The organism is Spirochaetia bacterium (assembly GCA_022482625.1).
In the GTDB taxonomy this organism is placed as follows: Bacteria; Spirochaetota; Spirochaetia; order Sphaerochaetales; family Sphaerochaetaceae; genus Pleomorphochaeta.
In genome coordinates, this window is record JAKVOU010000001.1 from 288,545 (window position 1) to 312,110 (window position 23,566).

At 51.0% G+C, this 23,566-nt stretch carries 19 protein-coding genes and 1 pseudogene; 6 read left to right on the forward strand and 14 right to left on the reverse strand.

Going from position 1 to position 23,566, the window contains the following annotated elements:
* Positions 1–172 precede the first annotated feature (172 nt).
* The 3 genes from LKE40_01340 to LKE40_01350 all read right to left on the reverse strand — a co-directional run bounded on the left by LKE40_01340 (position 173) and on the right by LKE40_01350 (position 3,712).
* Positions 173–1,501, reverse strand: coding sequence for a hypothetical protein (locus LKE40_01340; protein ID MCH3916131.1), 1,329 nt, complete (start codon positions 1,499–1,501; stop codon positions 173–175).
* A gap of 185 nt (positions 1,502–1,686) precedes the next feature.
* On the reverse strand, positions 1,687–2,451 hold the full coding sequence (locus LKE40_01345; GenBank protein ID MCH3916132.1) for an adenine nucleotide alpha hydrolase: 765 nt from the start codon (positions 2,449–2,451) through the stop codon (positions 1,687–1,689).
* A complete protein-coding gene (locus LKE40_01350; GenBank protein ID MCH3916133.1) occupies positions 2,444–3,712 on the reverse strand; it encodes an HD domain-containing protein in 1,269 nt (422 codons plus the stop codon). Before LKE40_01350 ends, LKE40_01345 begins: the two co-directional genes overlap by 8 nt.
* A gap of 94 nt (positions 3,713–3,806) precedes the next feature.
* Here LKE40_01350 and LKE40_01355 point away from each other — a divergent pair, with 94 nt between their 5' ends.
* Positions 3,807–4,259 carry a hypothetical protein gene (locus LKE40_01355; protein MCH3916134.1) on the forward strand — a complete coding sequence of 151 codons (453 nt, stop codon included), beginning with the start codon at positions 3,807–3,809 and terminating at the stop codon, positions 4,257–4,259.
* Positions 4,260–4,277: 18 nt separating this feature from the next.
* On the opposite strand, the gene LKE40_01360 is transcribed toward LKE40_01355, so the two are convergent.
* From LKE40_01360 to LKE40_01395, 8 genes and pseudogenes are all read right to left on the reverse strand, one after another.
* Positions 4,278–5,189, reverse strand: a complete 912-nt coding sequence (locus LKE40_01360) for a carbohydrate ABC transporter permease (protein MCH3916135.1) — start codon at positions 5,187–5,189, stop codon at positions 4,278–4,280.
* Positions 5,179–6,111, reverse strand: a complete 933-nt coding sequence (locus LKE40_01365; GenBank protein MCH3916136.1) for a sugar ABC transporter permease — start codon at positions 6,109–6,111, stop codon at positions 5,179–5,181. Before LKE40_01365 ends, LKE40_01360 begins: the two co-directional genes overlap by 11 nt.
* 77 nt (positions 6,112–6,188) lie before the next feature.
* Positions 6,189–7,530 (reverse strand): annotated as a pseudogene (locus LKE40_01370) (ABC transporter substrate-binding protein).
* An 86-nt stretch (positions 7,531–7,616) separates the two neighbouring features.
* On the reverse strand, positions 7,617–9,764 hold the full coding sequence (gene ppk1, locus LKE40_01375) for a polyphosphate kinase 1 (protein ID MCH3916137.1): 2,148 nt from the start codon (positions 9,762–9,764) through the stop codon (positions 7,617–7,619).
* A gap of 271 nt (positions 9,765–10,035) precedes the next feature.
* Entirely contained in the window at positions 10,036–11,001 is a 966-nt protein-coding gene (locus tag LKE40_01380) for a carbohydrate ABC transporter permease (protein ID MCH3916138.1), read from the reverse strand.
* Entirely contained in the window at positions 10,991–11,923 is a 933-nt protein-coding gene (locus LKE40_01385) for a sugar ABC transporter permease (protein ID MCH3916139.1), read from the reverse strand. The genes LKE40_01380 and LKE40_01385 overlap by 11 nt, the downstream gene beginning before the upstream one ends.
* A 77-nt stretch (positions 11,924–12,000) precedes the next feature.
* Positions 12,001–13,341: an ABC transporter substrate-binding protein gene (locus LKE40_01390; GenBank protein MCH3916140.1), complete on the reverse strand. Its 1,341-nt coding sequence runs from the start codon at positions 13,339–13,341 to the stop codon at positions 12,001–12,003.
* Positions 13,342–13,422: 81 nt separating this feature from the next.
* On the reverse strand, positions 13,423–14,568 hold the full coding sequence (locus LKE40_01395) for an IS110 family transposase (protein MCH3916141.1): 1,146 nt from the start codon (positions 14,566–14,568) through the stop codon (positions 13,423–13,425).
* Positions 14,569–15,291: 723 nt separating this feature from the next.
* On the opposite strand from LKE40_01395, the gene LKE40_01400 reads away from it, so the two are divergent.
* Positions 15,292–15,567, forward strand: a complete 276-nt coding sequence (locus LKE40_01400) for a DNA-binding response regulator (protein ID MCH3916142.1) — start codon at positions 15,292–15,294, stop codon at positions 15,565–15,567.
* A 134-nt stretch (positions 15,568–15,701) separates the two neighbouring features.
* Positions 15,702–16,427, forward strand: coding sequence for a methyltransferase domain-containing protein (locus LKE40_01405; GenBank protein ID MCH3916143.1), 726 nt, complete (start codon positions 15,702–15,704; stop codon positions 16,425–16,427).
* A 50-nt stretch (positions 16,428–16,477) separates the two neighbouring features.
* Here the strand turns inward: LKE40_01405 and LKE40_01410 are convergent, their stop codons facing one another.
* The 3 genes from LKE40_01410 to lnt form a co-directional block, all read right to left on the reverse strand.
* Complete coding sequence (locus LKE40_01410; GenBank protein MCH3916144.1) at positions 16,478–17,308, reverse strand: hypothetical protein; 831 nt, start codon at positions 17,306–17,308, stop codon at positions 16,478–16,480.
* Between the two features lie 19 nt (positions 17,309–17,327).
* Positions 17,328–18,632 carry an aminopeptidase gene (locus LKE40_01415; GenBank protein ID MCH3916145.1) on the reverse strand — a complete coding sequence of 435 codons (1,305 nt, stop codon included), beginning with the start codon at positions 18,630–18,632 and terminating at the stop codon, positions 17,328–17,330.
* Between the two features lie 80 nt (positions 18,633–18,712).
* A complete protein-coding gene (lnt, locus tag LKE40_01420; GenBank protein MCH3916146.1) occupies positions 18,713–20,416 on the reverse strand; it encodes an apolipoprotein N-acyltransferase in 1,704 nt (567 codons plus the stop codon).
* Between the two features lie 150 nt (positions 20,417–20,566).
* Here lnt and LKE40_01425 point away from each other — a divergent pair, with 150 nt between their 5' ends.
* From LKE40_01425 to LKE40_01435, 3 genes are read left to right on the forward strand one after another with little or no spacing between them, the layout of a single operon-like run.
* Positions 20,567–21,064 (forward strand): 2-hydroxyacyl-CoA dehydratase family protein, encoded by a 498-nt coding sequence (locus LKE40_01425; GenBank protein MCH3916147.1) that lies wholly within the window; start codon positions 20,567–20,569, stop codon positions 21,062–21,064.
* Complete coding sequence (locus tag LKE40_01430) at positions 21,042–21,797, forward strand: 2-hydroxyacyl-CoA dehydratase family protein (GenBank protein ID MCH3916148.1); 756 nt, start codon at positions 21,042–21,044, stop codon at positions 21,795–21,797. The genes LKE40_01425 and LKE40_01430 overlap by 23 nt, the downstream gene beginning before the upstream one ends.
* On the forward strand, positions 21,794–23,539 hold the full coding sequence (locus LKE40_01435; GenBank protein ID MCH3916149.1) for an acyl-CoA dehydratase activase: 1,746 nt from the start codon (positions 21,794–21,796) through the stop codon (positions 23,537–23,539). The genes LKE40_01430 and LKE40_01435 overlap by 4 nt, the downstream gene beginning before the upstream one ends.
* Positions 23,540–23,566: the final 27 nt, after the last annotated feature.

The following is a 23,566-nucleotide window of genomic DNA, read 5'->3' on the forward strand; positions in this document are numbered from 1 at the left end:
TCCTGTAAAGGTGCAGAACCTTCTGCCGCAAAAAGTGCCGGAGCTGTCAGAGCAGCCAATAGTAATGCGCAAGTTTTCTTGGTAGTAGTTGACATCGTTGCTATTCCATCCCTTACTTGGTCATAAGATTGAAAGCCTGTAACCAAGTTGATATTGTGTGGTCGTATAATTGTCATCGTCCGTCGTTACTTTGATACCTACTGGTAAATACCTGCATATGGTAGACGATGCCGCAGCTCGCTTTTATCTCTGTATTACGTAAAGTTGTCAGGCCGGTGACAAAGTCCTCGTCCATGTCAGGATAATCCTTTTTGTATGAGACGGTAAAGTCCTTGAATATGGCAACCTGCTTGTTGATTTTTGCACTGCCCGTGATACCATAGGAAGTGAACTCCAGATCTTCGATGGTAGAGGTTGCCTTGAACTGGAAGTAAGTCAAGCCATTGTTGCTGGTGTAGCCGAAATTACCTGAGAGAATCATATCATCAGTAAATACCGGCAAAGCAGTATTGGTAACCATATCCAGCAGATTTCCGCCGAATGAATCATCAGCAGTTACTTCCTTTACCAAAGTCCTGAGGTGAGCATTGTAGCTGATCGTATTGAACAACCAGCCACCAAGGCCTACTTGCCAAGACAAGTCACGTATGCTGTCGTCATAGACAAGGGATTCGTCCTCATACTGGACAACGGTACTGAGCATATCATAGTAGAGATTGAGTGTTGTACCATTTTTATTGAACAGCCCCTGGGTCAGGTCGATGCAGTAATCCTGCATTAGGGTACCGGTAGAATACAACACATCAGGGTCGCTATCTACGCTGTCCCCCTCTTTGTAATGTTTTGCATTCAGCAGTGAAAAACCTACTTCAAGGTCACTGAGAAGCGGTACTGCAGTCATCTTCAGTGGTTTCACATAAATGCGACCGCCGAACAGAAGAGGGGTGAATAAATCATCAGTAAGGATTTCTCCGCCAAGATAATCAAAATTAAATGCCCTGCCGTCTAAGCTAAGTGTAAGGCCAGGCTTGCTTTCAAAGGTACCTACGCTGTAGTCAGTGTAGGAATCCACCAAAGCTCCGTCATGCAGTGAGGCATCAATGAGTTTTCCAAAATGGAAATGGAACGGGTCTGTATGGCTCCCATAGACGATGTAGTTGATGAACTGCAGATAATGGCCTGCATTGAGCAGGATATAATCCTGTTCACTCATGTCGTCCGTCTTTTCAATAGGTTGGTACGTACTTTCATCAACTTGCAGTTCATTGTCAACAAAACCGATGTTGACAGGCAATCTCAATTCAATGGTGGCTTTCCCGATTGAAAAAGAAGGCAACGCAACTATGGAAACAGGATATGAATTGGTTTCGCTGTTTCCCTCCAGATCTGTATCTGAATTGTTGAATGTTACTCCCATATCCAGATTGAATGCAAAGACCGAAGCTGTTGAGGCAGCAAATACTATTGCAGAGGAAATGATGCTTTTGAAAAGTTTTTTCATTTTTCTTCCTTTTTTGCACCGCTTCTAGCGGAAAACGGCAGGTTCCGGTGTTTTGTAGAATGAAAAATCATACAGATCCAGAAGTATAACTAATCATTTTCATTATATAGTATAATTCACCCTGAGAAAAGACATTTTTCTGCTTTTTTCCGGTACTGTATCCATTTCCGGATAGGGGCGCATGTCTATTTTTCACGAGGAATTCTGTATGTGAACGTATGGGATTGGAATATATGTTCCCGTGTCAGTTTGTCAATCTGCGCAAGGGACCTGACAATTGGCTTCAATCTTGCACGTATGTTCGTCTGGTCGAATGGGCAGACGGGCTTGACGACAGGAAGATCATAGGCTTGTGCAAGCCTGGAAAGGACTTGTTCATGTACTTCAATCATGGGTCGTATTATATGCAGTGATGATGAAAAGAATTCCTGAATCGGCTGCATGGTTGAAAAATTGCCTCTGAAGCAGGTGTTGATCAGGGTAGTTTCTACCAAATCATCCAAGTGATGGCCTGTGGCTATGAGGGAAAGACCCTTTTCTGCTGCATATTGGAAAAGTATCCTTCTTCTGTTCCTGGAACAAAGGTAACAGTTGAATTCTCCTTTGAATGAGGTCGGATACTGTGGCTCATCTACGATGGCAAAGTCAATTGACAAGGCATTGAAATAGGCCCGTAGCCGATCCTTTGCCTCCTCATCGACAGGATGTTCGATCCAATTGATCATCAGGGCCTGGATGCCGTAGTCAATCGGAAGCCATTTGCGTCTCAGGGAAAGTGCCAAGGCCAAGGCCAAGGAATCCTTGCCACCTGAGACTGATAGGAGTACCGTCTCACCGTCCCGTACCATATCAAAGGTATTGATTGTCCTTCCTACCTGCTTGATATACCTTCGTACCCAATTGGGCATTTCGCCTTCGATAAGGGACTGATAGGATAATTTGTCACACATTTGCCAGGGCCTCTTCCATTTCTGATTTCTGGATATAGGAAGGTGCAAAGATCCTTGTCTTTCTCAAAGCCGAGATGAATCTGGCTTTCACATCTGCACTGAAAAGTGCATCATGGGAACTGAAGGACACGGTACTGCCGTCTGAAAGGACCAAGGGTATGTCCGCTTCAAATGAAATCGGTTCGGCTGTATCGATGATGATTTGATCCCTGCGTAGTTCAGGATGCTGTTTCCTCAACTTGTCACAGAGTGCATTTTCCAAATCATCACGTCTGTAAATATCTTTGCAGTGGCTTTCAAGTACTCCGTTTTTCTGATAAGGATGTTCCATGATGCAGGGTAGCAACTTGCCGAAAGTAACATCAAGGACATTGGATAGCTGTTGTTTTTTCCCCTGTGCAAGACTATAGAATGAGTAGTCGTCCAAAGCATACAGCTGTTCAGGTTCCAAAGTGCCGTCTTTCAGGCACGTGAACAGGGATTTTTTGATCATGGACGTTGCAGAACGGACTCTTTCGTGCCAATAGACGGCTTTGTACATCTGATACTTTGAGAAAAGGATTTGTTCCAAGGACCCTTCGGCTTGGAAGAGAAGTGCGTTTTTTCCATCCTTGGTAACCGTAAGATGCGATATGATGTAGGAATAATCCTGCTTGCCGTAGGGTACGCCGGTGAAATAGGCATCCCTTGTCAGATAATCCAATTTGTCAGGGTCAAGGGCACCGGAAAGCAATGATCGGAAATAGAGGGTCTGGGGATCACTGGTGTTCCTGTCTTTGTCGATTATGGCGCAGATTCTCTCCTTATTGAATCCCCCTTGGTCAAGGGCTCGGGTCAGCTCATTGCCTTGGAGAATCAGGTCTGTTGCAAGTTTCTCATGCTCCCTCAGGGGAAGTTCCTTGAGTGAATGGGCATATGGAAAATGTCCGATATCATGCAACAGCGATGCACAGAGAAAATCCCTGATTCCCTCTTCTGTAAGGAATGTTCCCAGTCCTCTTGTGAGGAGTGAAGTGACGATGCACCATGAGAGATAGTATACTCCTAGGCTATGACAGAGCCTGGTATGCATGGCTCCAGGATAGACAAGGTAGGCAGGCCCTAGCTGCTTGATGAGGTTCAATTGCTGTACCTGAGGGGTCTGCAATACGGCCATAAGGCTTTTGCTGAGTCTGATTGCAGGCCACAGAGGGTCTCTGATATCAAGTGAGTAATCATTCTGCAAGGCTGCAAGTGCAGCATTGGCTTGCGTTCTGTTCATACGGACAGTCTAGTGATTATCAGCAGGCTTGTGAACTACTGTAATTGAACTTTTCCTGCTTGCCTCATGAAGCTTCCTGCGCTAGGATAAATGCATGAAAAAGTCTGCAGTCCTGTTATTCCTTGTTTTCCAACAATTGGCTTGCTTTTCCCTTTATGCTGAAGCAGAACCTTTCTTGCAGCTTTCCGGTTTGTCTGCAACAGCAGTATTTGCTTCTGATGCTGATATCGGAAAACTTTCTGTCCCTGCGTCAGGCACCTTGGAGAAACTGTCTGTTGATTGCCTTTCTTCTGCCTATGATACCAGTTGGATGGAAAAGTGGGTGGAAAAAGATCTCCAGTATGGATTTGCAAGAAGTTTTTCCACGGCATTGCTTTCGATACTGCCACTTCATAAACCCATGAAGGTATCGCTTCCCGTTTCTGATGGAGACCAAGTTATTGTGAGCGTCAAGGACGGACAAGGCTTGGTGGCCGTACTGACCTGGGATAGCCCGGATCCGACAAAAGCCAAGCTGGTTGCCCTTCAAGTCAAAAAAACTAAATAATCTGTTCTTTTTTTCCATCTACTTGTTTGAGGAGAGTGCGTAGCCGTTCATGAAGGCGTTGTAGAGCAGTGCGAAGACCAGCAGCGGGGGGACCATGGCCAGCACGGCGCCGGCCATCACATGGTTCCACATGATGGAGTCGCCTGCGCTGATGATGGAGTTGAGGCCGACCTGTATGACCTGGTTGGCGTTCTGCCGTATGACGACCCTGGGCCAGATGTACTGGTCCCAGACGTAGACGAACTGTATGACGGTGAGCGCGCCGATGGTGTTGAGGCTCATGGGCACCAGTATCCTGGCGAGGAACTGGAGGGAGTTTGCCCCGTCCATCCTTGCCGAGTCGACCAGGGACCTGGGGATGGTGAGGAACTGCTGCCTGAAGAGGAAGACGCCGGTGGCGGAGGCGAGGAAGGGGAAGATGACGCCCAGCTTGGTGTCGCCCCAGCCGAAGCCGTACTTCGTCGGTGCGAGGAAGAACTCCTTTGGGTTGAACATCCACTGCAGCAGTGCCGCCAGGGTGGGGGCGCCCTTGTTGCTCACCAGCTGGAAGAGGCCCAGGATGAGGATCTCGGTGGGGAACATGAGGGTGACGATGATGAGGCCGAAGACGACCTTCTTGCCCCTGAAGTCGTAGAAGACGATGGCGGTGGCGGCCAGCAGGGAGAGGACGATCTTGCCCGCCGTGACCCACAGGGATATGAAGAAGCTGTTGCGCATGTACATGCCCAGGTCGTACTGGGTCCACACGGTGCGTATGTTGTCGATGAGGTGGCCGCCCAGCGCCAGCGAGGGGGTGATGACGCCCTCCCTGGTCTGCGTGGCCTTGATGATGGCGAAGAGCATGGGGAAGCAGACGAAGAAGCATGCGGCGACCAGCACCACGTGCACCCACGGCCTGTCCTCCTGCCCCAGGCGTTTCCTATGCGTCATAGCTGACCCTCCTTGAGAAGACGCCGAACTGGAAGTAGGACATCAGCAGCACCAGGGCCATGAGGATGACGCCCTCGGCTGCGGCGAAGCCCATGTCGCTGCTGCCCCCGAATCCGTCGACGTAGACCTTGTACATCAGCGTGGTGGTCACGCCCACGTTGCCGAAGGCGCCGGTGCCCACCGGCGCACCCTTGGTCATCACGTCGATGATGCCGAAGGAGTCGAAGAAGGCGTAGGTGAGGTTGGTGAAGGCCAGGAAGAAGGTGGTGGGGCTGAGCATGGGCATGAGCACGTGCCAGAACCTCTTCCATCCGGTGGCCCCGTCGATCTGTGCGGCCTCGATGGGTTCCCTGGAGACGTTCTGCAGGGCGGCCAGGTAGAAGACGATGTTGTAGCCCAGGTTCTTCCACACGGCGGCGCCTATGGTCACGGCGAAGGTGAGCTTGGGGTCGCTGAGCCACAGGGGCTTTATGCCGAACAGGCGGGAGAGCACGTCGTTGACGATGCCCACCTCCGGGTTGAACATGAAGCTGTAGACGGTGCCTGCCACCGCAGGAGAAAGGGCGAAGGGCCAGATGAGCAGGATGCGGTAGATCCTCGCCCCGCGGATGTCCTTGTTGGCCTGGATGGCCAGGAACTGGGACAGGACGATGCCGATTGCCAGCACCAGGATGCTGTAGATGATGGTCTGCACGAAGCTCTGCAGGAAGCCGGGTGCCAGCACGCCGGTGAACAGGTTCCTGAAGTTCCGGGTACCGATGAACTTCCTGGTGCCCAGGAAGAAGTTGCTCCTGTAGAAGGCGAGCACGACCGTCTTCATGGCCGGGTAGTAGATGAACACCAGCAGGATGAGCAGGGTGGGCAGCAGGTAGAGCCACGCCACCGAGCCCTTCTTGAAGACCTCATGGTCAGACTGCGACATGTGGACCTCCCTTGGGCCGGGCTGTCAGAAAACCCGGCCGGCCCGCAGGCCGGTCGGAGCGGACAGCCGGACGGCGCCTACTGTATGTTGGCATTGTACTCTGCCAGCTTGGCGTCACTGAGCTTCTTGGCCTCGGCCATGGCCTGCTGGGGGTCGGTGCCGTTGAGGATCTTCTGCAGCGCCTGCTCGACGATGGTCCTGTTGTCATACACGGAGCCGGCAAGCCCGCCGGCGCTTGCCGCGTTGACCTTGGTCTGCAGCAGCTGGTTGAAGGCGACAAGCTGCTTCGCGTTGCTGTCGAACCAGCCTTCGGCCTTCAGCTTGTCGATGGAGGACTTGCGCACCGGGTAGTAGCCGGTGAGCTTGTGCCAGGCCACCATGTTGTCGGTGCCGGTCAGGTACAGGGCGAAGTCCCTGGCTCCCTGCAGTACCCTCGCGTCATCGTTCTTGGTGACCCACAGCGAGCCGCCGCCGATGACCGTGCCGTTCCTGCCGGTGCCGTCTGGGATGGGGATCATGCCCACGTTCAGCCTGAACTTGGTGCCGATGGCGTTGGTGATGTTGACGATGTCGGCGGTGGAGGTGATGTGGAACATGGCCTTGCCGCCGGTGAATATGGCGTCGCTGCCGTCCCAGTCCTCGAACTTGCCGGTATAGGTGTAGAAGCCCCTGTCACGAAGGTCGGCGTAGAACCGTGCGATCTTCAGGGCCTCGGGGGAGTCGAGCATCGTCTGTGTCGCGCGGGCGTCGCGGCCGTTGCCGTTGTCGAAGATGCAGGCGTCCTGCTCGCTCATCCACTGCTCGAAGAACCAGCCGTTGAGGCTGACGGAGAAGTTGGCGTCCCTGACGCCCTTCTTCCTTGCCGCAGGAGAGTGCGGCGAGCACGTCGCCGAAGGTCTTGGGCACGTAGTCGGCAGGGTAGCCTGCGGCCACGAGCATGTCGGTGTTGATGTAGAGCACGGGGGAGGAGCTGTTGAACGGTATGGAGTTCACCTTCCCGCCGATGGTGTAGTAGTTGAGCACCGGCTGGATGTAGTCGCTGGTGTCGAAGGTGCCGATGTCGCCCACGGGGGTGAACATGCCGGTGTCATAGGCGAGCTGTGAGCCGGCCTCGGCGATGTGCACCAGGCTGGGGGCGGTGCCCTGCTTGTAGGCCAGCAGCGCCGCCTGGAGGGTGTCGCGGTAGGAGCCCTTTGTCTCCTCGCTGACGACGTACTTGTCCTGGCTGGCGTTGAACTGCTTCACCACGTCCTGTATCCAGCCGCGCCTCTTGGCGTCGCCGAAGGTGTGCCAGAAGGTTATCCTGACGGGGCCTTCCCCCTGGCCTGCGGCGGCAGGGGCTGTCTCCTGCGTACCATTGGCAAAGAGTGATGAAAAGGCCAGTAGTGAACAAATGAGCACTATACTGATTTTCTTCATTGTTTCCTCCATTGAATTTTCTTTTTGTTCGATTTCAGAATGGATGAAACAAGTTAAGAAAGTATCAGCAAAGTATTAAAGAAGTATCAATGAAAACTTTGCTTTCGCTTGAACAGGCGGGATAGGAAATTGCCTTTTTTCCTTTTTGGGGAAATCTGTGTTGCAGCGTTCAAGGCTTCGGTCATGAAAGTATTCTGACTGTCAACCATAGGGTTGTCATCCTTTATCTTGTGCAGTTGCCCGTCATTTCCAAGTTTTCTTGCCTTGACATTGTCCGCAAAGCAGGTATCAAGGATATGGTGGAGTTGGGCTTTTACCTGTTCATCATAGATCGGACAGGCAACTTCCACCCTTCGTTCCGTATTGCGTGTCATGAAGTCCGCAGAAGAAATGAAAAGTTTTTCCTCGCTGCCGCTCCCGAAACAATAGATCCTGGAATGTTCCAGATATCGTCCGACGATGGAATGGATTTCTATATTTTCGGTCTTATCCTTGACACCGGGTACGAGACAACAGATGCCTCGTACGATCATACGGATTTTGACTTGCTGGCAGGAAGCCAGTTTCAGGCGTTCGATGATATCTATGTCGGTAATGCTGTTGATCTTGATCATTATCCTGCCGTTTTCCCGCTTTGCAATTTCTTCGTCGATGAGATTGAGCAAAGTTGACTTAAGCCCGACAGGGGCTACGATCAGATGCTTGTAGCTGCCCATAAGATTGCCGATTGACATATTCTTGAAGAATTCAGTGGCATCCAAGCCAATTTCCTGATTTGTGGTGATGAGGCAGAGATCAGTATATGACTTTGCCGTTTTTTCGTTGTAGTTTCCTGTACCGACCTGTGTAATATACTTCACATCGCCCTTTTCCCGTATGGTAATCAAGGTAATCTTTGAATGTACCTTATAGCCTTCAAGGCCATAGATGACCTGACAACCGGCTTCTTCCAGCCTCTGGGACCAGTCGATGTTGTTCTGTTCATCGAATCGTGCCCGCAATTCAATCATTGCGGTTACGTCCTTTCCGTTTTCGGCTGCGGCACAGAGATATTCCACCAGCTTTGCCTGCCGTGCAAGGCGGTAGATGGTAATCTTGATGGAAATGACATGCGGATCATATGCGGCTTCTTTGATCAGCCTTAGGTAAGGGCTCATCTTTTCAAATGGATACGAAAGCAGCAAATCTTTCTTTTGGTATTGTGAGATAAGGCTCTCATCCATCCTGACCCGAGGGCATGGCTGCGGTTCGAAAGGCCTGTAGGAAAGAGTCCGCTTTGCCGCCATGGCAACTTTTGATTCAAGGGAAAAAGCGTAGGGAAGGGAAAGCGGTGCGCTGGTGATGAATACTTGGTTTTTCTGAAGATCAAGCTTTGAAGCAAGGAAAGGAATAAGGCTACCACCTACGGCTCTGCCCAATTCCAGTCGTACGGCTTCAAGTCTTTTTCGTTGCTGAAGCAATTTCTTCATTTTTTTTCTGAAGTCATTCTCAATGTCAAAGGCTTCGTCGTCGGCGTTGATATCTCCGTTTCTGGTAACCCTGAAAACGGTTTTTTCTCCTATCTTGTACATGCTGAAGACAGTTTCATAGTATTCCAGTACAATGTCTTCCATACCTACATAACGTACTTCGTTTCCTGGAAGGAAGATAAGATCCGGCAATGCAGTTGGAATCGGGATAACTGAAAACAATGTCTTGTCTTCTATCTTTATCATGGCACCTACGTGCATGACTTCATTGGCAAGATGAGGGAACGGATGGTGTGAATCCACTATCTGCGGAGAAAGAATAGGTAAGACTGCATTTTCAAAATATTGTTTTACGTATTTTTTTTCAGAAGGTGTCAGTTCTTTGATTTTCAGTCTGAAGATGCCATGGAGCCTCAGCTGGCCCTCTACTTCCTCATAGGCCTTTTCCTTTTCCTTGTAGAGGGGGCGGACTTCCTTATAGATAGCTTCAAGTTGTTGCTCGGCTGTCATGCCGGAACGGTTGTCAACAGCCGGTTCCTTCATGCCGAGCATGTCATGGAGCGAGCCGACTCTTATCATGAAGAATTCATCAAGGTTGCTTGTGAAGATTGAGATGAATTTGAGACGTTCCAGCAAAGGGACTGTCTCATCCATACCTTCTTCCAGTACTCTCTTATTGAACTTCAACCACGACAGTTCCCTGTTCTGCGTGTAACCCTGCTTGTGAAGTCCTGCTGCCTTTGCAGCTGCAGCATCCTGTTCCATTTCCGTCATCTCCTGTCTGCATGCAACATTCCGCCGTTTTCCGTATTACATCATTTATATAGTACAGGAAAAGGAGCCTATGCTATCGTTCATGACAGTGGCAATACTGGGAAAATGGAATCTGTTGCCGGAATAATCTTCGGTTGTCTGTCTTTTCCTACTGTAACCGATAAGCAACCATCATGCAAGGAGAGGAAGCAAAATGTCACCTCTGTGATGTTCGTTACAATAAGAAAGACTATGTCCGTTCCGGATGCAACTTGCATAGCTGTCAGGATGGACATAGCCTTGCGCAATGTATGATACGGTTATGTTTTTCTTTTTCTACTTGTTTGAGGAGAGTGCGTAGCCGTTCATGAAGGCGTTGTAGAGCAGTGCGAAGACCAGCAGCGGGGGGGACCATGGCCAGCACGGCGCCGGCCATCACATGGTTCCACATGATGGAGTCGCCTGCGCTGATGATGGAGTTGAGGCCGACCTGTATGACCTGGTTGGCGTTCTGCCGTATGACGACCCTGGGCCAGATGTACTGGTCCCAGACGTAGACGAACTGTATGACGGTGAGCGCGCCGATGGTGTTGAGGCTCATGGGCACCAGTATCCTGGCGAGGAACTGGAGGGAGTTTGCCCCGTCCATCCTTGCCGAGTCGACCAGGGACCTGGGGATGGTGAGGAACTGCTGCCTGAAGAGGAAGACGCCGGTGGCGGAGGCGAGGAAGGGGAAGATGACGCCCAGCTTGGTGTCGCCCCAGCCGAAGCCGTACTTCGTCGGTGCGAGGAAGAACTCCTTTGGGTTGAACATCCACTGCAGCAGTGCCGCCAGGGTGGGGGCGCCCTTGTTGCTCACCAGCTGGAAGAGGCCCAGGATGAGGATCTCGGTGGGGAACATGAGGGTGACGATGATGAGGCCGAAGACGACCTTCTTGCCCCTGAAGTCGTAGAAGACGATGGCGGTGGCCGCCAGCAGGGAGAGGACGATCTTGCCCGCCGTGACCCACAGGGATATGAAGAAGCTGTTGCGCATGTACATGCCCAGGTCGTACTGGGTCCACACGGTGCGTATGTTGTCGATGAGGTGGCCGCCCAGCGCCAGCGAGGGGGTGATGACGCCCTCCCTGGTCTGCGTGGCCTTGATGATGGCGAAGAGCATGGGGAAGCAGACGAAGAAGCATGCGGCGACCAGCACCACGTGCACCCACGGCCTGTCCTCCTGCCCCAGGCGTTTCCTATGCGTCATAGCTGACCCTCCTTGAGAAGACGCCGAACTGGAAGTAGGACATCAGCAGCACCAGGGCCATGAGGATGACGCCCTCGGCTGCGGCGAAGCCCATGTCGCTGCTGCCCCCGAATCCGTCGATGTAGACCTTGTACATCAGCGTGGTGGTCACGCCCACGTTGCCGAAGGCGCCGGTGCCCACCGGCGCACCCTTGGTCATCACGTCGATGATGCCGAAGGAGTCGAAGAAGGCGTAGGTGAGGTTGGTGAAGGCCAGGAAGAAGGTGGTGGGGCTGAGCATGGGCATGAGCACGTGCCAGAACCTCTTCCATCCGGTGGCCCCGTCGATCTGTGCGGCCTCGATGGGTTCCCTGGATATGTTCTGCAGGGCTGCCAGGTAGAAGACGATGTTGTAGCCCAGGTTCTTCCACACGGCGGCGCCTATGGTCACGGCGAAGGTGAGCTTGGGGTCGCTGAGCCACAGCGGCTTTATGCCGAACAGGCGGGAGAGCACGTCGTTGACGATGCCCACCTCCGGGTTGAACATGAAGCTGTAGACGGTGCCTGCCACCGCAGGAGAAAGGGCGAAGGGCCAGATGAGCAGGATGCGGTAGATCCTCGCCCCGCGGATGTTCTTGTTGGCCTGGATGGCCAGGAACTGGGACAGGACGATGCCGATGGCCAGCACCAGGATGCTGTAGATGATGGTCTGCGCGAAGCTCTGCAGGAAGCCGGGGGCCAGCACGCCGGTGAACAGGTTCCTGAAGTTCTGCCAGCCGATGAACTTCCTGGTGCCCAGGAAGAAGTTGCTCCTGTAGAAGGCGAGCACGACCGTCTTCATGGCCGGGTAGTAGATGAACACCAGCAGGATGAGCAGGGTGGGCAGCAGGTAGAGCCACGCCACCGAGCCCTTCTTGAAGACCGCATGGTCAGACTGCGACATGTGGACCTCCCTTGGGCCGGGCTGTCAGAAAACCCGGCCGGCCCGCAGGCCGGTCGGAGCGGACAGCCGGACGGCGCCTACTGTATGTTGGCATTGTACTCTGCCAGCTTGGCGTCGCTGAGCTTCTTGGCCTCGGCCATGGCCTGCTGGGGGTCGGTGCCGTTGAGGATCTTCTGCAGCGCCTGCTCGACGATGGTCCTGTTGTCATACACGGAGCCGGCAAGCCCGCCGGCGCTTGCCGCGTTGACCTTGGTCTGCAGCAGCTGGTTGAAGGCGACAAGCTGCTTCGCGTTGCTGTCGAACCAGCCTTCGGCCTTCAGCTTGTCGATGGAGGACTTGCGCACCGGGTAGTAGCCGGTGAGCTTGTGCCAGGCCACCATGTTGTCGGTGCCGGTCAGGTACAGGGCGAAGTCCCTGGCTCCCTGCAGTACCCTCGCGTCATCGTTCTTGGTGACCCACAGCGAGCCGCCGCCGATGACCGTGCCGTTCCTGCCGGTGCCGTCGGGGATGGGGATCATGCCCACGTTCAGCCTGAACTTGGTGCCGATGGCGTTGGTGATGTTGACGATGTCGGCGGTGGAGGTGATGTGGAACATGGCCTTGCCGCCGGTGAATATGGCGTCGCTGCCGTCCCAGTCCTCGAACTTGCCGGTATAGGTGTAGAAGCCCCTGTCACGAAGGTCGGCGTAGAACCGTGCGATCTTCAGGGCCTCGGGGGAGTCGAGCATCGTCTGTGTGGCGCGGGCGTCGCGGCCGTTGCCGTTGTTGAAGATGCAGGCGTCCTGCTCGCTCATCCACTGCTCGAAGAACCAGCCGTTGAGGCTGACGGAGAAGTTGGCGTCCCTGACGCCCTTCTTCCTTGCCGCTGAGAGTGCGGCGAGCACGTCGCCGAAGGTCTTGGGCACGTAGTCGGCAGGGTAGCCTGCGGCCACGAGCATGTCGGTGTTGATGTAGAGCACGGGGGAGGAGCTGTTGAACGGTATGGAGTTCACCTTCCCGCCGATGGTGTAGTAGTTGAGCACGGGCTGGATGTAGTCGCTGGTGTCGAAGGTGCCGATGTCGCCCACGGGGGTGAACATGCCGGTGTCATAGGCGAGCTGGGAGCCGGCCTCGGCGATGTGCACCAGGCTGGGGGCGGTGCCCTGCTTGTAGGCCAGCAGCGCCGCCTGGAGGGTGTCGCGGTAGGAGCCCTTGGTCTCCTCGCTGACGACGTACTTGTCCTGGCTGGCGTTGAACTGCTTCACCACGTCCTGTATCCAGCCGCGCCTCTTGGCGTCGCCGAAGGTGTGCCAGAAGGTTATCCTGACGGGGCCTTCCCCCTGGCCTGCGGTGGCAGGGGCTGTCTCCTGCGACCCGTTGGCAAATACAGATGCCGCACCTAAAACCGCACAGAGAACCACCAGAGTGATTTTCTTCATATTTACCTCCTATAAAAAGTCAATAGTTTCTACGGAAACTATCAAGCTCCGTTTGTTTTCTCCTCATAGGAGACCTTACCTTTAGGCCCCTATGACCTCCTCCGCACTCAGTGATCCCCCGACTTCCCTTACCATCAGGGATTCGTCGAACGGCCTCCTGCTGTTCAGGATCGCAAAGATGACCCTCGCCAGCTTACGCGTCGTGGCTATGATGGACTTCCCCGACCCCTTCGTCTCCTTCATCCTTCGGTAAGCCACCATCAGCCGCCAGCTGCCCGTCTTCTTGGACAGCCGCAGCATCCCCATCGTCGCCTGCACCAGCGCCGTGCGCAGCATCTGCGGCCCGTGCTTCGTTATCCTCCCCAGCAGGACCGTGTCGTTCGAGTTGTGTACCGACGGCACCAGCCCCGCATACGAGGCAAACTTCCTGAAGTCTCCCCCGAACCGTCCCTGCAGGTCCCCTGCATAGGCCGCGATCGTCATCGCCGTGACCGCGCCGATCCCCGGCACCGTCCTGAGCAGCGCCACGTCCTCGTTCTCCCCGGCCGTCTCGGCCAGCTGCTTCTCCACTGCCTTGATTTGCTCCGCCAGGTCGTCTATAATGCCGAACAGAAGCTTGAGCGAAGCGGCGGCGGTCTGCGTGAATCCATGGTCTTCGAGATCTTTCAGCAGTCCCTGCCGCTTCCTCTTGCTCTGCAGCTGGCTGTGCCTCGTGTCGACCCCGTAGCCGAGCATCATCCCGTGGACCTGGTTCTTCACCTTCACCTGCGTGCTCACCAGGATGCTCCTGGCCTTCAGCAGCCGCCTGGCCTCCTCGCTCTGCTGGTCGCACAGGTGGCTCTGCGGGAGCATGTCCTTGTACAGGTAGTAGGCCAGCGTCCTCGCGTCGTTCCTGTCGTTCTTGCTCGTGCTCTCGCTGATGACCTTGAACCTGTTCGTGTTCACCACCGTCACGGCAAAGCCTTCCTTCTCGAACCTGTTCTTGAAGTACCGGGCGTTGCCCGTCGTCTCCACGGCAAGCCGTACCGGGCAGCCGTATGCCTCCTGCAGGCCATGCAGCCTCGCTGCCAGCTGTCCCAGCCCGTCATGTCCCCTGGTGACGTATGCCTTCTCCTCCACGGGCCTTTCCTCGTCTCCGTCCGCAAGGACGCATACCGTCACCTGCGTCTTGTGCAGGTCCACGCCTACGTCCAGCCTCTCCGTCCCTTCTTCCATGCCGTTTGCCATATCAGGCCTCCTCGCTTCAGTTTCCGGGCAGGACGGCTTCCGTTCGGTGATTCCTTCCAATCTCCTATCCGGCCTCAGCCGCATCGCTGCGGCGGACCACTGAGTGATTCGATGTAAACCCTTCCATTCTCCTTTGCGACATCAAGTGCCATTAGATATGCCGGACTTGCATCTCAGCCTTCCTGCCTGTACCTTCCAGTATAGACCCTCCAGCTCCTAGGTAATCACCAACTATTTACTTTTTATCACTCCTCCTTGATGTTTTCCTTCAGTTTCCTGAATTGATAATTCCTTTTGTGTATATATAATGATGAATCATAAAATAGCCACTGTCAAGTTTTTTTCTGCTTAATGATTTAACAATAAATTAACCTTCAGTATACAAAAACTAAATTTTCTTGCATAAATAACTGATATAGAATTTTAAAGGCAATAGATACGGAAATAAAATACAGTTGTATTGTTAAAAAAATGTAATAAACATTCAAATGGGATTGACTTGATTTCAATAAAATTGCAACTATGAACCAATGTGAATTGTGCATAATGTAAATGAAAGTGGCCCGAATCTAGAAGGGCAAAGAAAAAATTTTAAACAGGGAGATGGCTTATCATTCTATATCGTTTGGAGTCGGTGTTATGCAGAGCAAGGGCTCTCGCATGACAAATAGGCGGTGAGATAACCCTTGCTCAAATCTGAAATTAAAATTTTGGAGGAGCATAATGGGCTATAAGAACGCAGTCAGTGTATTTCCGACAATACTGCTAGTAGAAATACAAAAATATATTGATGGAGAGTATGTATATATTCCCCGAAAAGCAGAGAATAAAAAAGAATGGGGTGAAGTAAAAAACAGCAAGAAATATATCCAGGAACGTAACAAGATGATTTTTTCCCAGTATCAGAACGGTATTTCGGTTGAGGATATAGCAAGTTGTAATTACTTGTCACCCAAAACGATTTACAGCATATTGGCTAAGATGAAGAAACAATGCTGAATGAGATGCGACATGGTGATGCGGCCATGTCGCTTTTTTGATTCTGAATTATCTTTTAGGGTGCATTGTCAGTTCAGGGTTGCTATACTCAACTCATGTTCACAAAGACAAGAAATATTCGGAGGCAGACTGACATGTGTACATTTACAAATCAATTCATTTCAAATCAGCAGAACATGGAATTTTTAAAGAAAACCATGATGGGACCCAATGCCATGCGACTGTCTGAGGAACTGGCATCATACCTGACTATCAATGAGCATATGCGTATACTTGATCTGGGTTGTGGCAGTGGCCTTTCAACGCTCTTGCTGACACAAAAATATGGTGCAAAAGTCTTTGCTGCTGACTTATGGATTCCCCCGACTGAAAACTATGAACGTTTCAAGGTTATTGGGATTGATGACAAAGCTGTTCCTATTTCTGCGGATGCAACCAAGGGGCTTCCTTTTGCAAATGAGTATTTTGACCTGCTTTTTACTGTGGATGCCTATCATTATTTCGGGGATAAACCTGACATGCTCCCTTCTCTCATTCCTTTTGTAAAAAAAGGAGGGTATATCGCCGTGGTTATTCCGGGGCTGACATACGAATTTGGGAAAAACGTCCCTGTTGATCTGCAACCATTTTGGAACAGTGAAATGGAAAGGACCTTGCACTCCCTTGGTTGGTGGCAGGAACTGTGGGAAAAGACCGCAGGTATTGAAATGGTCGACAGTCGCGAAATGACTTGTCTGCGGCAAGCTTGGAATGAATGGCTGACCGCTTATCATCCTGTCGTTGCTGAGGATAGAAAAATGATGAAAGCTGAGGGTGGAAAGTATTTCAATCTCATTCAGTTGATTGCCAAAGTAATCTGAATGATACAGAGGCTTTGCCTGGGGATTACCCCAAGAGCAACAAGTTCTGGCTATTGTTCCTCGTGTCCTTTCAGGTTCTGCAATTGTCTGGTGGCCCGGGAATGTATCAAAGTCGTGCTTTCGCTATCCATGATCTGTTCGAAGCAGCTCATCTGTTTTTCAGGACAACCTTCCTGTTCATGGACCAATGCCAAGAGGAATATCGTATATTCCTTTTCCATTCGATGCAGGTTCTTTGTTTCCAGGTCGAGCAGAAATTGACTTGAGGCAGGTGGCAGCGGCTGGGAGGAAATCAATGCAAGATGTATCTTTGCCCGATAAAGGCAGTCAGCAAAAGTGATTGAGGTAATTGCCTTGGCATTGGAATGAAGATGCATCATATGTTGCATGCGGTCAATGAGAAATGTAGATCCTTCCTTGTCTCCGGCAAGCATGCGGTATTTCAGCAGATGTGTCGTCAGTTCCAACTGTGCATGTGCGTTTCCTTTTTCCGGAAGCTTGATTTTCTCAAGTCTTTCAATGGCTATGTCTGTTTCTCCTGCCGATGCATATGCATCGCAGGTGGCCAGTTCCAAGATGAACGTCTGTTCCTCGCTGAGCCTTGTCTGATCGAGGACCGGTCCTACCTGATCAAGAAAGACATCAGGTCTCAGCCTGTCATACAGAGAGGAAAGGAGGGTAAAATAACCATGCCGTTTTACCAATGCCAGGACAAAGCGAAAAGAAAGCAATAGGCAGATGATACAGATACCAGCTCCTAGGATTGCATGCCTGGGTGTACGTAGAATCCATAGGGCCAATGCAATGAGAGCTGTAAGCAACAGGCTCAGTACAATGACTATTTTTCTTGCTTTGTGCAGGGAATCCTTTATCGGTTGCATCAGATGGCTCCGTTCCTGCCTAGGCGAGCGTCAGGAAAGCCTTGTAGCAGTCTCTTGCGCTATGCAAATCCTCTGTTGCAATCGTTTCCCAAGGTGCATGCATGGAAAGTACTGCAATTCCGCAGTCAAGCACCTGCATGTTGTACCTTGCGGCATAGGCGGCTATCGTTCCTCCGCCACCTTGGTCGACCTTGCCAAGCTCGCAGAACTGGAACTTGATGCCGTTGTCATCCATCAATCTCCTGATTTTTGCAATAAATTCAGGATTTGCATCATTTGAACTGAATTTGCCACGGACACCGGTATATTTGTTGAACGTGACGCCGCCGCCCAGTGCTGCAGTATTCTTCTTGTCGAACAACGAGGGATTGAGCGGATCGTAAGCAACGGAAACATCAGACGAAAGCATCTGTGAGTTTCTCAGGCACCTGGCAAGCCGAAGCCCATCAAAGCCATCGGTTCTGGCAAGTACCTCGCTGATGACATTGACAAGGAAATCCGACGTCATGCCCGTTGCACCTACCGAACCTATCTCTTCCTTGTCCATAAGCAGGCACAGCCCGGTCCTTTCCTGTATGTCTGATTCCAGGATTGCTTCCATGGAGGCGAAAGCACAGCAACGGTCATCCTGCCCATAGGCGAGGATCATGGAACCATCCAGCCCTTGTATCCTTGCTTTTCCTGCCGGTACTACCTCAAGCTCACTTGACAGGAAATCATCTTCGTCAATGCCATATTTTTCCTTGAACAAGGCCAAAAGTTCATCCTTGCCTTTTTCCTTTTCCTTGGCCAGTCCTGCAAGAAGGTCCAGGTCCTCTCCCTTGATAGCTTCAGCGACAGAAAGCTTATCCTGTTCCTTGCTCAGATGTGGCAGTATGTCACTGATGGAAAGAGCAGGTTCGTCAGGATCTTCACCGATGGTAAGGTGCAGTACCGTTCCGTCCTTTTTTACCAATACACCATGGATGGCGAGCGGCAGCGTTACCCATTGGTATTTCTTGATTCCGCCGTAATAGTGGGTGTCAAGGTAGACCAATCCATCTTTTTCATAAATAGGCCGTTGCTTGATATCCAGACGAGGGCTGTCAATATGTGCCCCGAGTATATTCATGCCAGCTTCAAGAGACGAAGAACCTATATGCAGCAGTGCGATCGACTTGTTCATCAGAGAATAGTAGACTTTGTCACCTGCCCTGAGTCGGTCAGTTTCAAATATATCTTTATAACCTTTTGCTTCGGCAAGGGAAATGATAGAATTGACGCATTCTCTTTCTGTCTTGCCATTGTCAATGAAATCTCTGTACCTGCATGCAAGTCCGTCCACTGCAGCAACCTCCTGGATTTTTTTTCTCCAATAGTGAAAGGCTACCACTATCCTGGGAAAAAAGAAAGCTGTCTGTTACCTTATGAAAGGGATTCCATATCTTTTCCACTTTCTTGTGAGGTAATTGTCTTTGCATGCTGCTTTTTCTTGTATGTGGCGGAGGCTGCCTTGGTGAATTGGAATACAAGGCTTATGCAGGTAATGATGAAGATGATCCTGGCAAACCAATCATCATGTTTGCTGTAGGTGGTGAGTCCAAAACTTTTCTGGCTGTAGATAGGAACTTCATATACATGGTAGTTGCAGGTAAATGGCTTGATAGGGTCAATGACCTGGCCCCACGGCGTAATCATGCAGGTAATGCCGCTATTGGTACTCCGTACGACAGCTCTTCTGTTTTCAATGGCCCTGAATGTGCCCAGTCTCATGTGTTGCATTTCTGCGCTTACGGCATTCGACCAGCTGTCATTTGACAAGTTGAGCAACAAGTCTGATCCCTGACGTACGAATTTTGCACTGATGCTGCCGAAAATATCCTCAAAACAGATCGAAGTGGAGAAATCAAGCCCATCATAGGAGAATATCTTGGATTTTTTCCCAGGCAACCACCAATGGAAATCATGGTTCTTCAGCCATTGGTAGAAACGTGGCATCTGCTTTTGATAGGGAAAATACTCAGTGAACGGCACCAGATGCTGTTTCCTGTAGGTGTCATAGATCTTGCCGTCTGCAAAGAGTATGACTGAGTTGTAGTCAATCCTGTTCCAGTTGCCGTTCTTGTCCCAAGTCCCCATCGTCGGATCCTTGATTACCCCTTCAGGATTACCGGTAACCAGCGGACAAGGAAGTGACTTGCCGAAGTTTATGAAATCCTGTACCAGCTTGCTTGTCTTAGGATCGGTAGGATGCGCAGTATGCCAGGCTACCGAAGGAACAAAGGCTGTTTCAGACCACATTACCATATCAGGATTTTCTGCAAGGGATTCTTCTGTAAGCTGTTTCATGGTAAGGAAGTTCTTCAGATATTGGTCGTAACCGCCTTTCCATGTGTCACTGTTGTGCTGGACCGTTGCTATCTTGATGACTTTATTCGGCTTTTGCATCTGCCAATATGAAATAGTATGGAATCCGAAGACAAGCGTGGAAATAAACAGTGCAAGGTAGACGTAGATACCACCTTCGGTTTCTTCAAGATGTGAGGAAAGTGATATGCCGTATGTATGTCTTCTGGCGAGGAAATCAGCTGCATAGGACTGGGGGATGAACATGAGTAGGGAAATGGCCCAGCTGCCGAATACTGAGGAAATCTGAATCAGCGGCAACCATGTGGCAAAAGCAGAACTGAGATTGCCGTAGGGATACCCCAGGAAACCCAATTGACCGACATAGATGTAGGCTATATATGAACATGACTGGAGCAGTGCCCTGCCTTTCTTCGGAAGGTTTTCGGCAGCTTTCATCAAAGGAAAATAGAGCATCAGCTCGAATCCTTTGAGTATAGGGGCTATGAATATTGCCATCGGATGGAAAGTCGACAGCCAGTAATTGAATATGGCCAGATATGAAAACCCGAACAGGAAACCGAGCAAGGGAGCATATCCCCATCTGGTCCTGTCTACGGCATAGAGCATGGGTATCAGGGCAAAGGTTGCAAGGAAAGGGAAACCGTTGTCATTGAGAAATGATGGAAAGGCGAGTGCATACAGAAAAGCTGACAGGAGGGTAAGCAGTATCTCAAGGGGAAGATCTCCAAACCTTCTCCGCCTTTTTGGTGGTAAATCCATGAAACGCTCCTTTCGGCATTATAAAAAGCAGAAGTGGTCTTTGCAACCATACCATATGTTGTCTTGATTATACAGACAGTGTGTGGCACTATCAGCAGTGGAGGACCTGCATGTCTGTCGTAAACCACTATGGGGATGTCATCAAGCATTATGCTGACCAAAAAGCCGAATGTTGCCAGGGGAATGGTGGATGTCGGTCTATCCCTTGAGCATTACCGGTCTGCAAAGCATGCGGACAAGAGGATACCTGCCAGTTACCGCTATCTGAACACCATGGCACTAGGAATGGTACAGAAGGGGATGAGAGAACCTGAGATGACTTGCTGGAACAATCTCTTCGCTCCTGTCGAACTTATGGAAAGCTTTGATATCAACTGCCTGTCCATGGAAGCCCTTTCATCTTTTTACAGTGGCTTTACCATTGAAGACAGGCTTATTGATGAATCAGATGCAATCGGCATAGCAAAGACACTATGTACCTACCATAGGAACTTTATCGGTGCCAACAGTCTTGGTCTGCTTCGTAAACCGACGGCCTGTGTGACGACCAGCAGTATCTGTGACGGCAATACGAACACATTCAGGTTTGTCTGTTCGGAACGCCGGATACCATTTTTCCTTGTTGATGTGCCGCATCAGCTTTTGTGATGAAAGCATTGCCTATGTAGAGCAGCAATTGAAGGAACTTGTGGTTTTTCTTGAAGACAATTATCACCTTAAGTACGATGAAAGGGAACTTGCCAGGATCCTTGCCCGTGAGAATGAAAGTCATAGGCTCTATGAAAAGTATCTTTCCCTTATCGGTACCCGCAAGCTTGCCTCTACGTTGACACTGCAGATGTTCATCTTGTTTGCAAGCCATCTTTCGATCGGCAGTGAAGAGTCCTTGAAGTTCTATCAGATGCTGGTTGATGATGTAACAGCTGCTCCGCCCTTCGACGGCAAGAAGATATTGTGGGTCCATGTACTGCCATTCTTTGAAGAAAGTCTCAAGCAGGTATTCAATCTCAGTGACGACAACCAGATCCAATGTGTGGAAATGAACAGTGATGGCAACGGATATCTCAATCCCCAGCATCCCTTGCATAGCCTTGCTTCCAAACTGGTTTCCAATGTGTACAACAGGGGGTATGAGGCTAAGGCCCAACTGTGTAGCGAACTTGCAAAAAAATGCAATTGTGACGGTGTCATCCATTTTGCCCATTGGGGCTGCAAGCAGACCAGCGGGGGAGTCAACATACTGAAGAAAAGGTTGCAGGAAGATGGGATTCCTCTTCTGTTGCTGGACGGCGATGCTGTGGACAGGCGTAACGACGGAGCTGGTCAGATACGGACAAGGGTAGAGGCTTTCATGGAGATGTTGTCAGGAGAAAAGAAATGATTGCCTATGTGTGCAAGTATACTCCGATTGAAGTCTTCCAGGCTATGGGAGAGGAAACGATACTGCTTGAAGGTGCTGCAGGACAGTGTACTGAGGCTGAAAGCTGCATGCATCCGAATCTCTGCAGCTACGCAAAGGCGGCTTATGAGACTTTGGTCAGGCATCCTGAGTATGAGGGAATAATCCTCACCTCCTGCTGTGACAGCATCAACAGGCTTTACGACAACCTATGCCGACGTTTTCCTAAGCGTTTTATCTATTTGCTTGATTTGCCACGGAAAGTCAATGACAGTTCCGTCATGTTGTACCGTAGGCAGATAGCGTTGATGGCTGAAGCATGGGAAGCCTACAAGGGAGAAATATTTGATCCTGTGGCGCTACAGGAGTATATTGGCAACGGCATCAGTCCGATAGCAGAAGATGCCGTTGCTTCTGAATCAAAGGATAGACTTCGTATCGGCATCATGGGTGCCAGATGTTCCAAGAACCTGTATAGGCTCCTGAAGGCTGATAGGATTGTCTTTGACTTGACCTGTGCAGGTATCGGGCGGTCAATCAGAAAATTGGCTTGTGACGATATCCTTACAGATTATGCACGTTCGCTCCTGGAGCAGCTACCTTGCATGAGAATGTGTGATGTTACCCGGCGGCTGGATCTGGTTCGGAGTCTGGAAGGCAAGGTGGATGGCATTATCTACCATGTGATCAAATTCTGTGATCTCTATCCCTATGAGTATTCCTTCATAAAGAAAGAGATCAGCGTACCTGTCAACTATATCGAGACTGACGGTACGGAAAGCAGTTCCGGCCAATTGCAGACAAGGATTGAAGCTTTTGAAGAAGAACTGCAGGCAAGACGCAATGAGGGGGAGGTTCCTGTGAGATTGATTGCAAGGTACAAGCATCACCACGATGCTGATAGGGATGAAAAGATACGGAGCAAGGGATATTTCCTTGGTATCGACAGTGGTTCGACTTCGACCAATGCCGTTGTCATAGACAATGGATGCAGGTTGCTGGCAAGCTGCGTTATTCCGACAGGAGCACAGGTTGCAGACAGTGCCGCACAGGCCAAGGCAATGGTCCTGGGAAAAGCCGGCATCGGGACCAAGGACGTGTGCAGGATAGTCTCGACCGGATATGGCCGCAATGGCATAGTCGGCAGTGACCAGGACATTACTGAAATCTCATGCCATGCAAAAGGTGTGCATTTCCTTTTTCCTGACGTCCGGACTATCCTGGACATTGGGGGCCAGGACAGCAAGGCGATAAGGATCAATGAAGCCGGCAGTGTCGTTGACTTTGTCATGAACGATAAGTGTGCCGCCGGCACAGGCCGCTTCCTTGAGATGATCAGCAGCACGCTGGATATCGGGCTTGAAGAGATGGGCCCATTGTCCCTTACGTCAAAAAAGGATGTTGAAATCAGCAGTATGTGTTCAGTGTTTGCTGAAAGTGAAGTCATTTCCCTTGTTGCGGAGAACAAGGAATTGGCCGATATCATCCATGGTGTGCACAAGACGATTGCAAAAAAGGGCTTGGCACTGATGAAGCGTGTAGGACTTGAATCTGAGTACTGTATGAGCGGCGGAGTTGCCCGTAATGTAGGAGTAGTGGAAGTGCTTTCCCAACTTCTGGACGCACCTGTGAAAGTCTATGGGCAACCTGATATCGTAGGAGCTTTGGGCGCTGCATTGTTTGCCAGACAAAAGCATCTGTCTACGGGAAACAGCGTAAAATGAACAGCAATCAGGTATGCCATCGGAAAA

Coding starts and splice junctions, on each gene's coding strand:
- LKE40_01340 (MCH3916131.1), bottom strand. CDS start 1,501: ATGAAAAAACTTTTCAAAAGCATCATTTCCTCTGCAATAGTATTTGCT.
- LKE40_01345 (MCH3916132.1), bottom strand. CDS start 2,451: ATGTGTGACAAATTATCCTATCAGTCCCTTATCGAAGGCGAAATGCCC.
- LKE40_01350 (MCH3916133.1), bottom strand. CDS start 3,712: ATGAACAGAACGCAAGCCAATGCTGCACTTGCAGCCTTGCAGAATGAT.
- LKE40_01355 (MCH3916134.1), top strand. CDS start 3,807: ATGAAAAAGTCTGCAGTCCTGTTATTCCTTGTTTTCCAACAATTGGCT.
- LKE40_01360 (MCH3916135.1), bottom strand. CDS start 5,189: ATGACGCATAGGAAACGCCTGGGGCAGGAGGACAGGCCGTGGGTGCAC.
- LKE40_01365 (MCH3916136.1), bottom strand. CDS start 6,111: ATGTCGCAGTCTGACCATGAGGTCTTCAAGAAGGGCTCGGTGGCGTGG.
- ppk1 (MCH3916137.1), bottom strand. CDS start 9,764: ATGGAACAGGATGCTGCAGCTGCAAAGGCAGCAGGACTTCACAAGCAG.
- LKE40_01380 (MCH3916138.1), bottom strand. CDS start 11,001: ATGACGCATAGGAAACGCCTGGGGCAGGAGGACAGGCCGTGGGTGCAC.
- LKE40_01385 (MCH3916139.1), bottom strand. CDS start 11,923: ATGTCGCAGTCTGACCATGCGGTCTTCAAGAAGGGCTCGGTGGCGTGG.
- LKE40_01390 (MCH3916140.1), bottom strand. CDS start 13,341: ATGAAGAAAATCACTCTGGTGGTTCTCTGTGCGGTTTTAGGTGCGGCA.
- LKE40_01395 (MCH3916141.1), bottom strand. CDS start 14,568: ATGGCAAACGGCATGGAAGAAGGGACGGAGAGGCTGGACGTAGGCGTG.
- LKE40_01400 (MCH3916142.1), top strand. CDS start 15,292: ATGGGCTATAAGAACGCAGTCAGTGTATTTCCGACAATACTGCTAGTA.
- LKE40_01405 (MCH3916143.1), top strand. CDS start 15,702: ATGTGTACATTTACAAATCAATTCATTTCAAATCAGCAGAACATGGAA.
- LKE40_01410 (MCH3916144.1), bottom strand. CDS start 17,308: ATGCAACCGATAAAGGATTCCCTGCACAAAGCAAGAAAAATAGTCATT.
- lnt (MCH3916146.1), bottom strand. CDS start 20,416: ATGGATTTACCACCAAAAAGGCGGAGAAGGTTTGGAGATCTTCCCCTT.
- LKE40_01425 (MCH3916147.1), top strand. CDS start 20,567: ATGCTGACCAAAAAGCCGAATGTTGCCAGGGGAATGGTGGATGTCGGT.
- LKE40_01430 (MCH3916148.1), top strand. CDS start 21,042: ATGTGCCGCATCAGCTTTTGTGATGAAAGCATTGCCTATGTAGAGCAG.
- LKE40_01435 (MCH3916149.1), top strand. CDS start 21,794: ATGATTGCCTATGTGTGCAAGTATACTCCGATTGAAGTCTTCCAGGCT.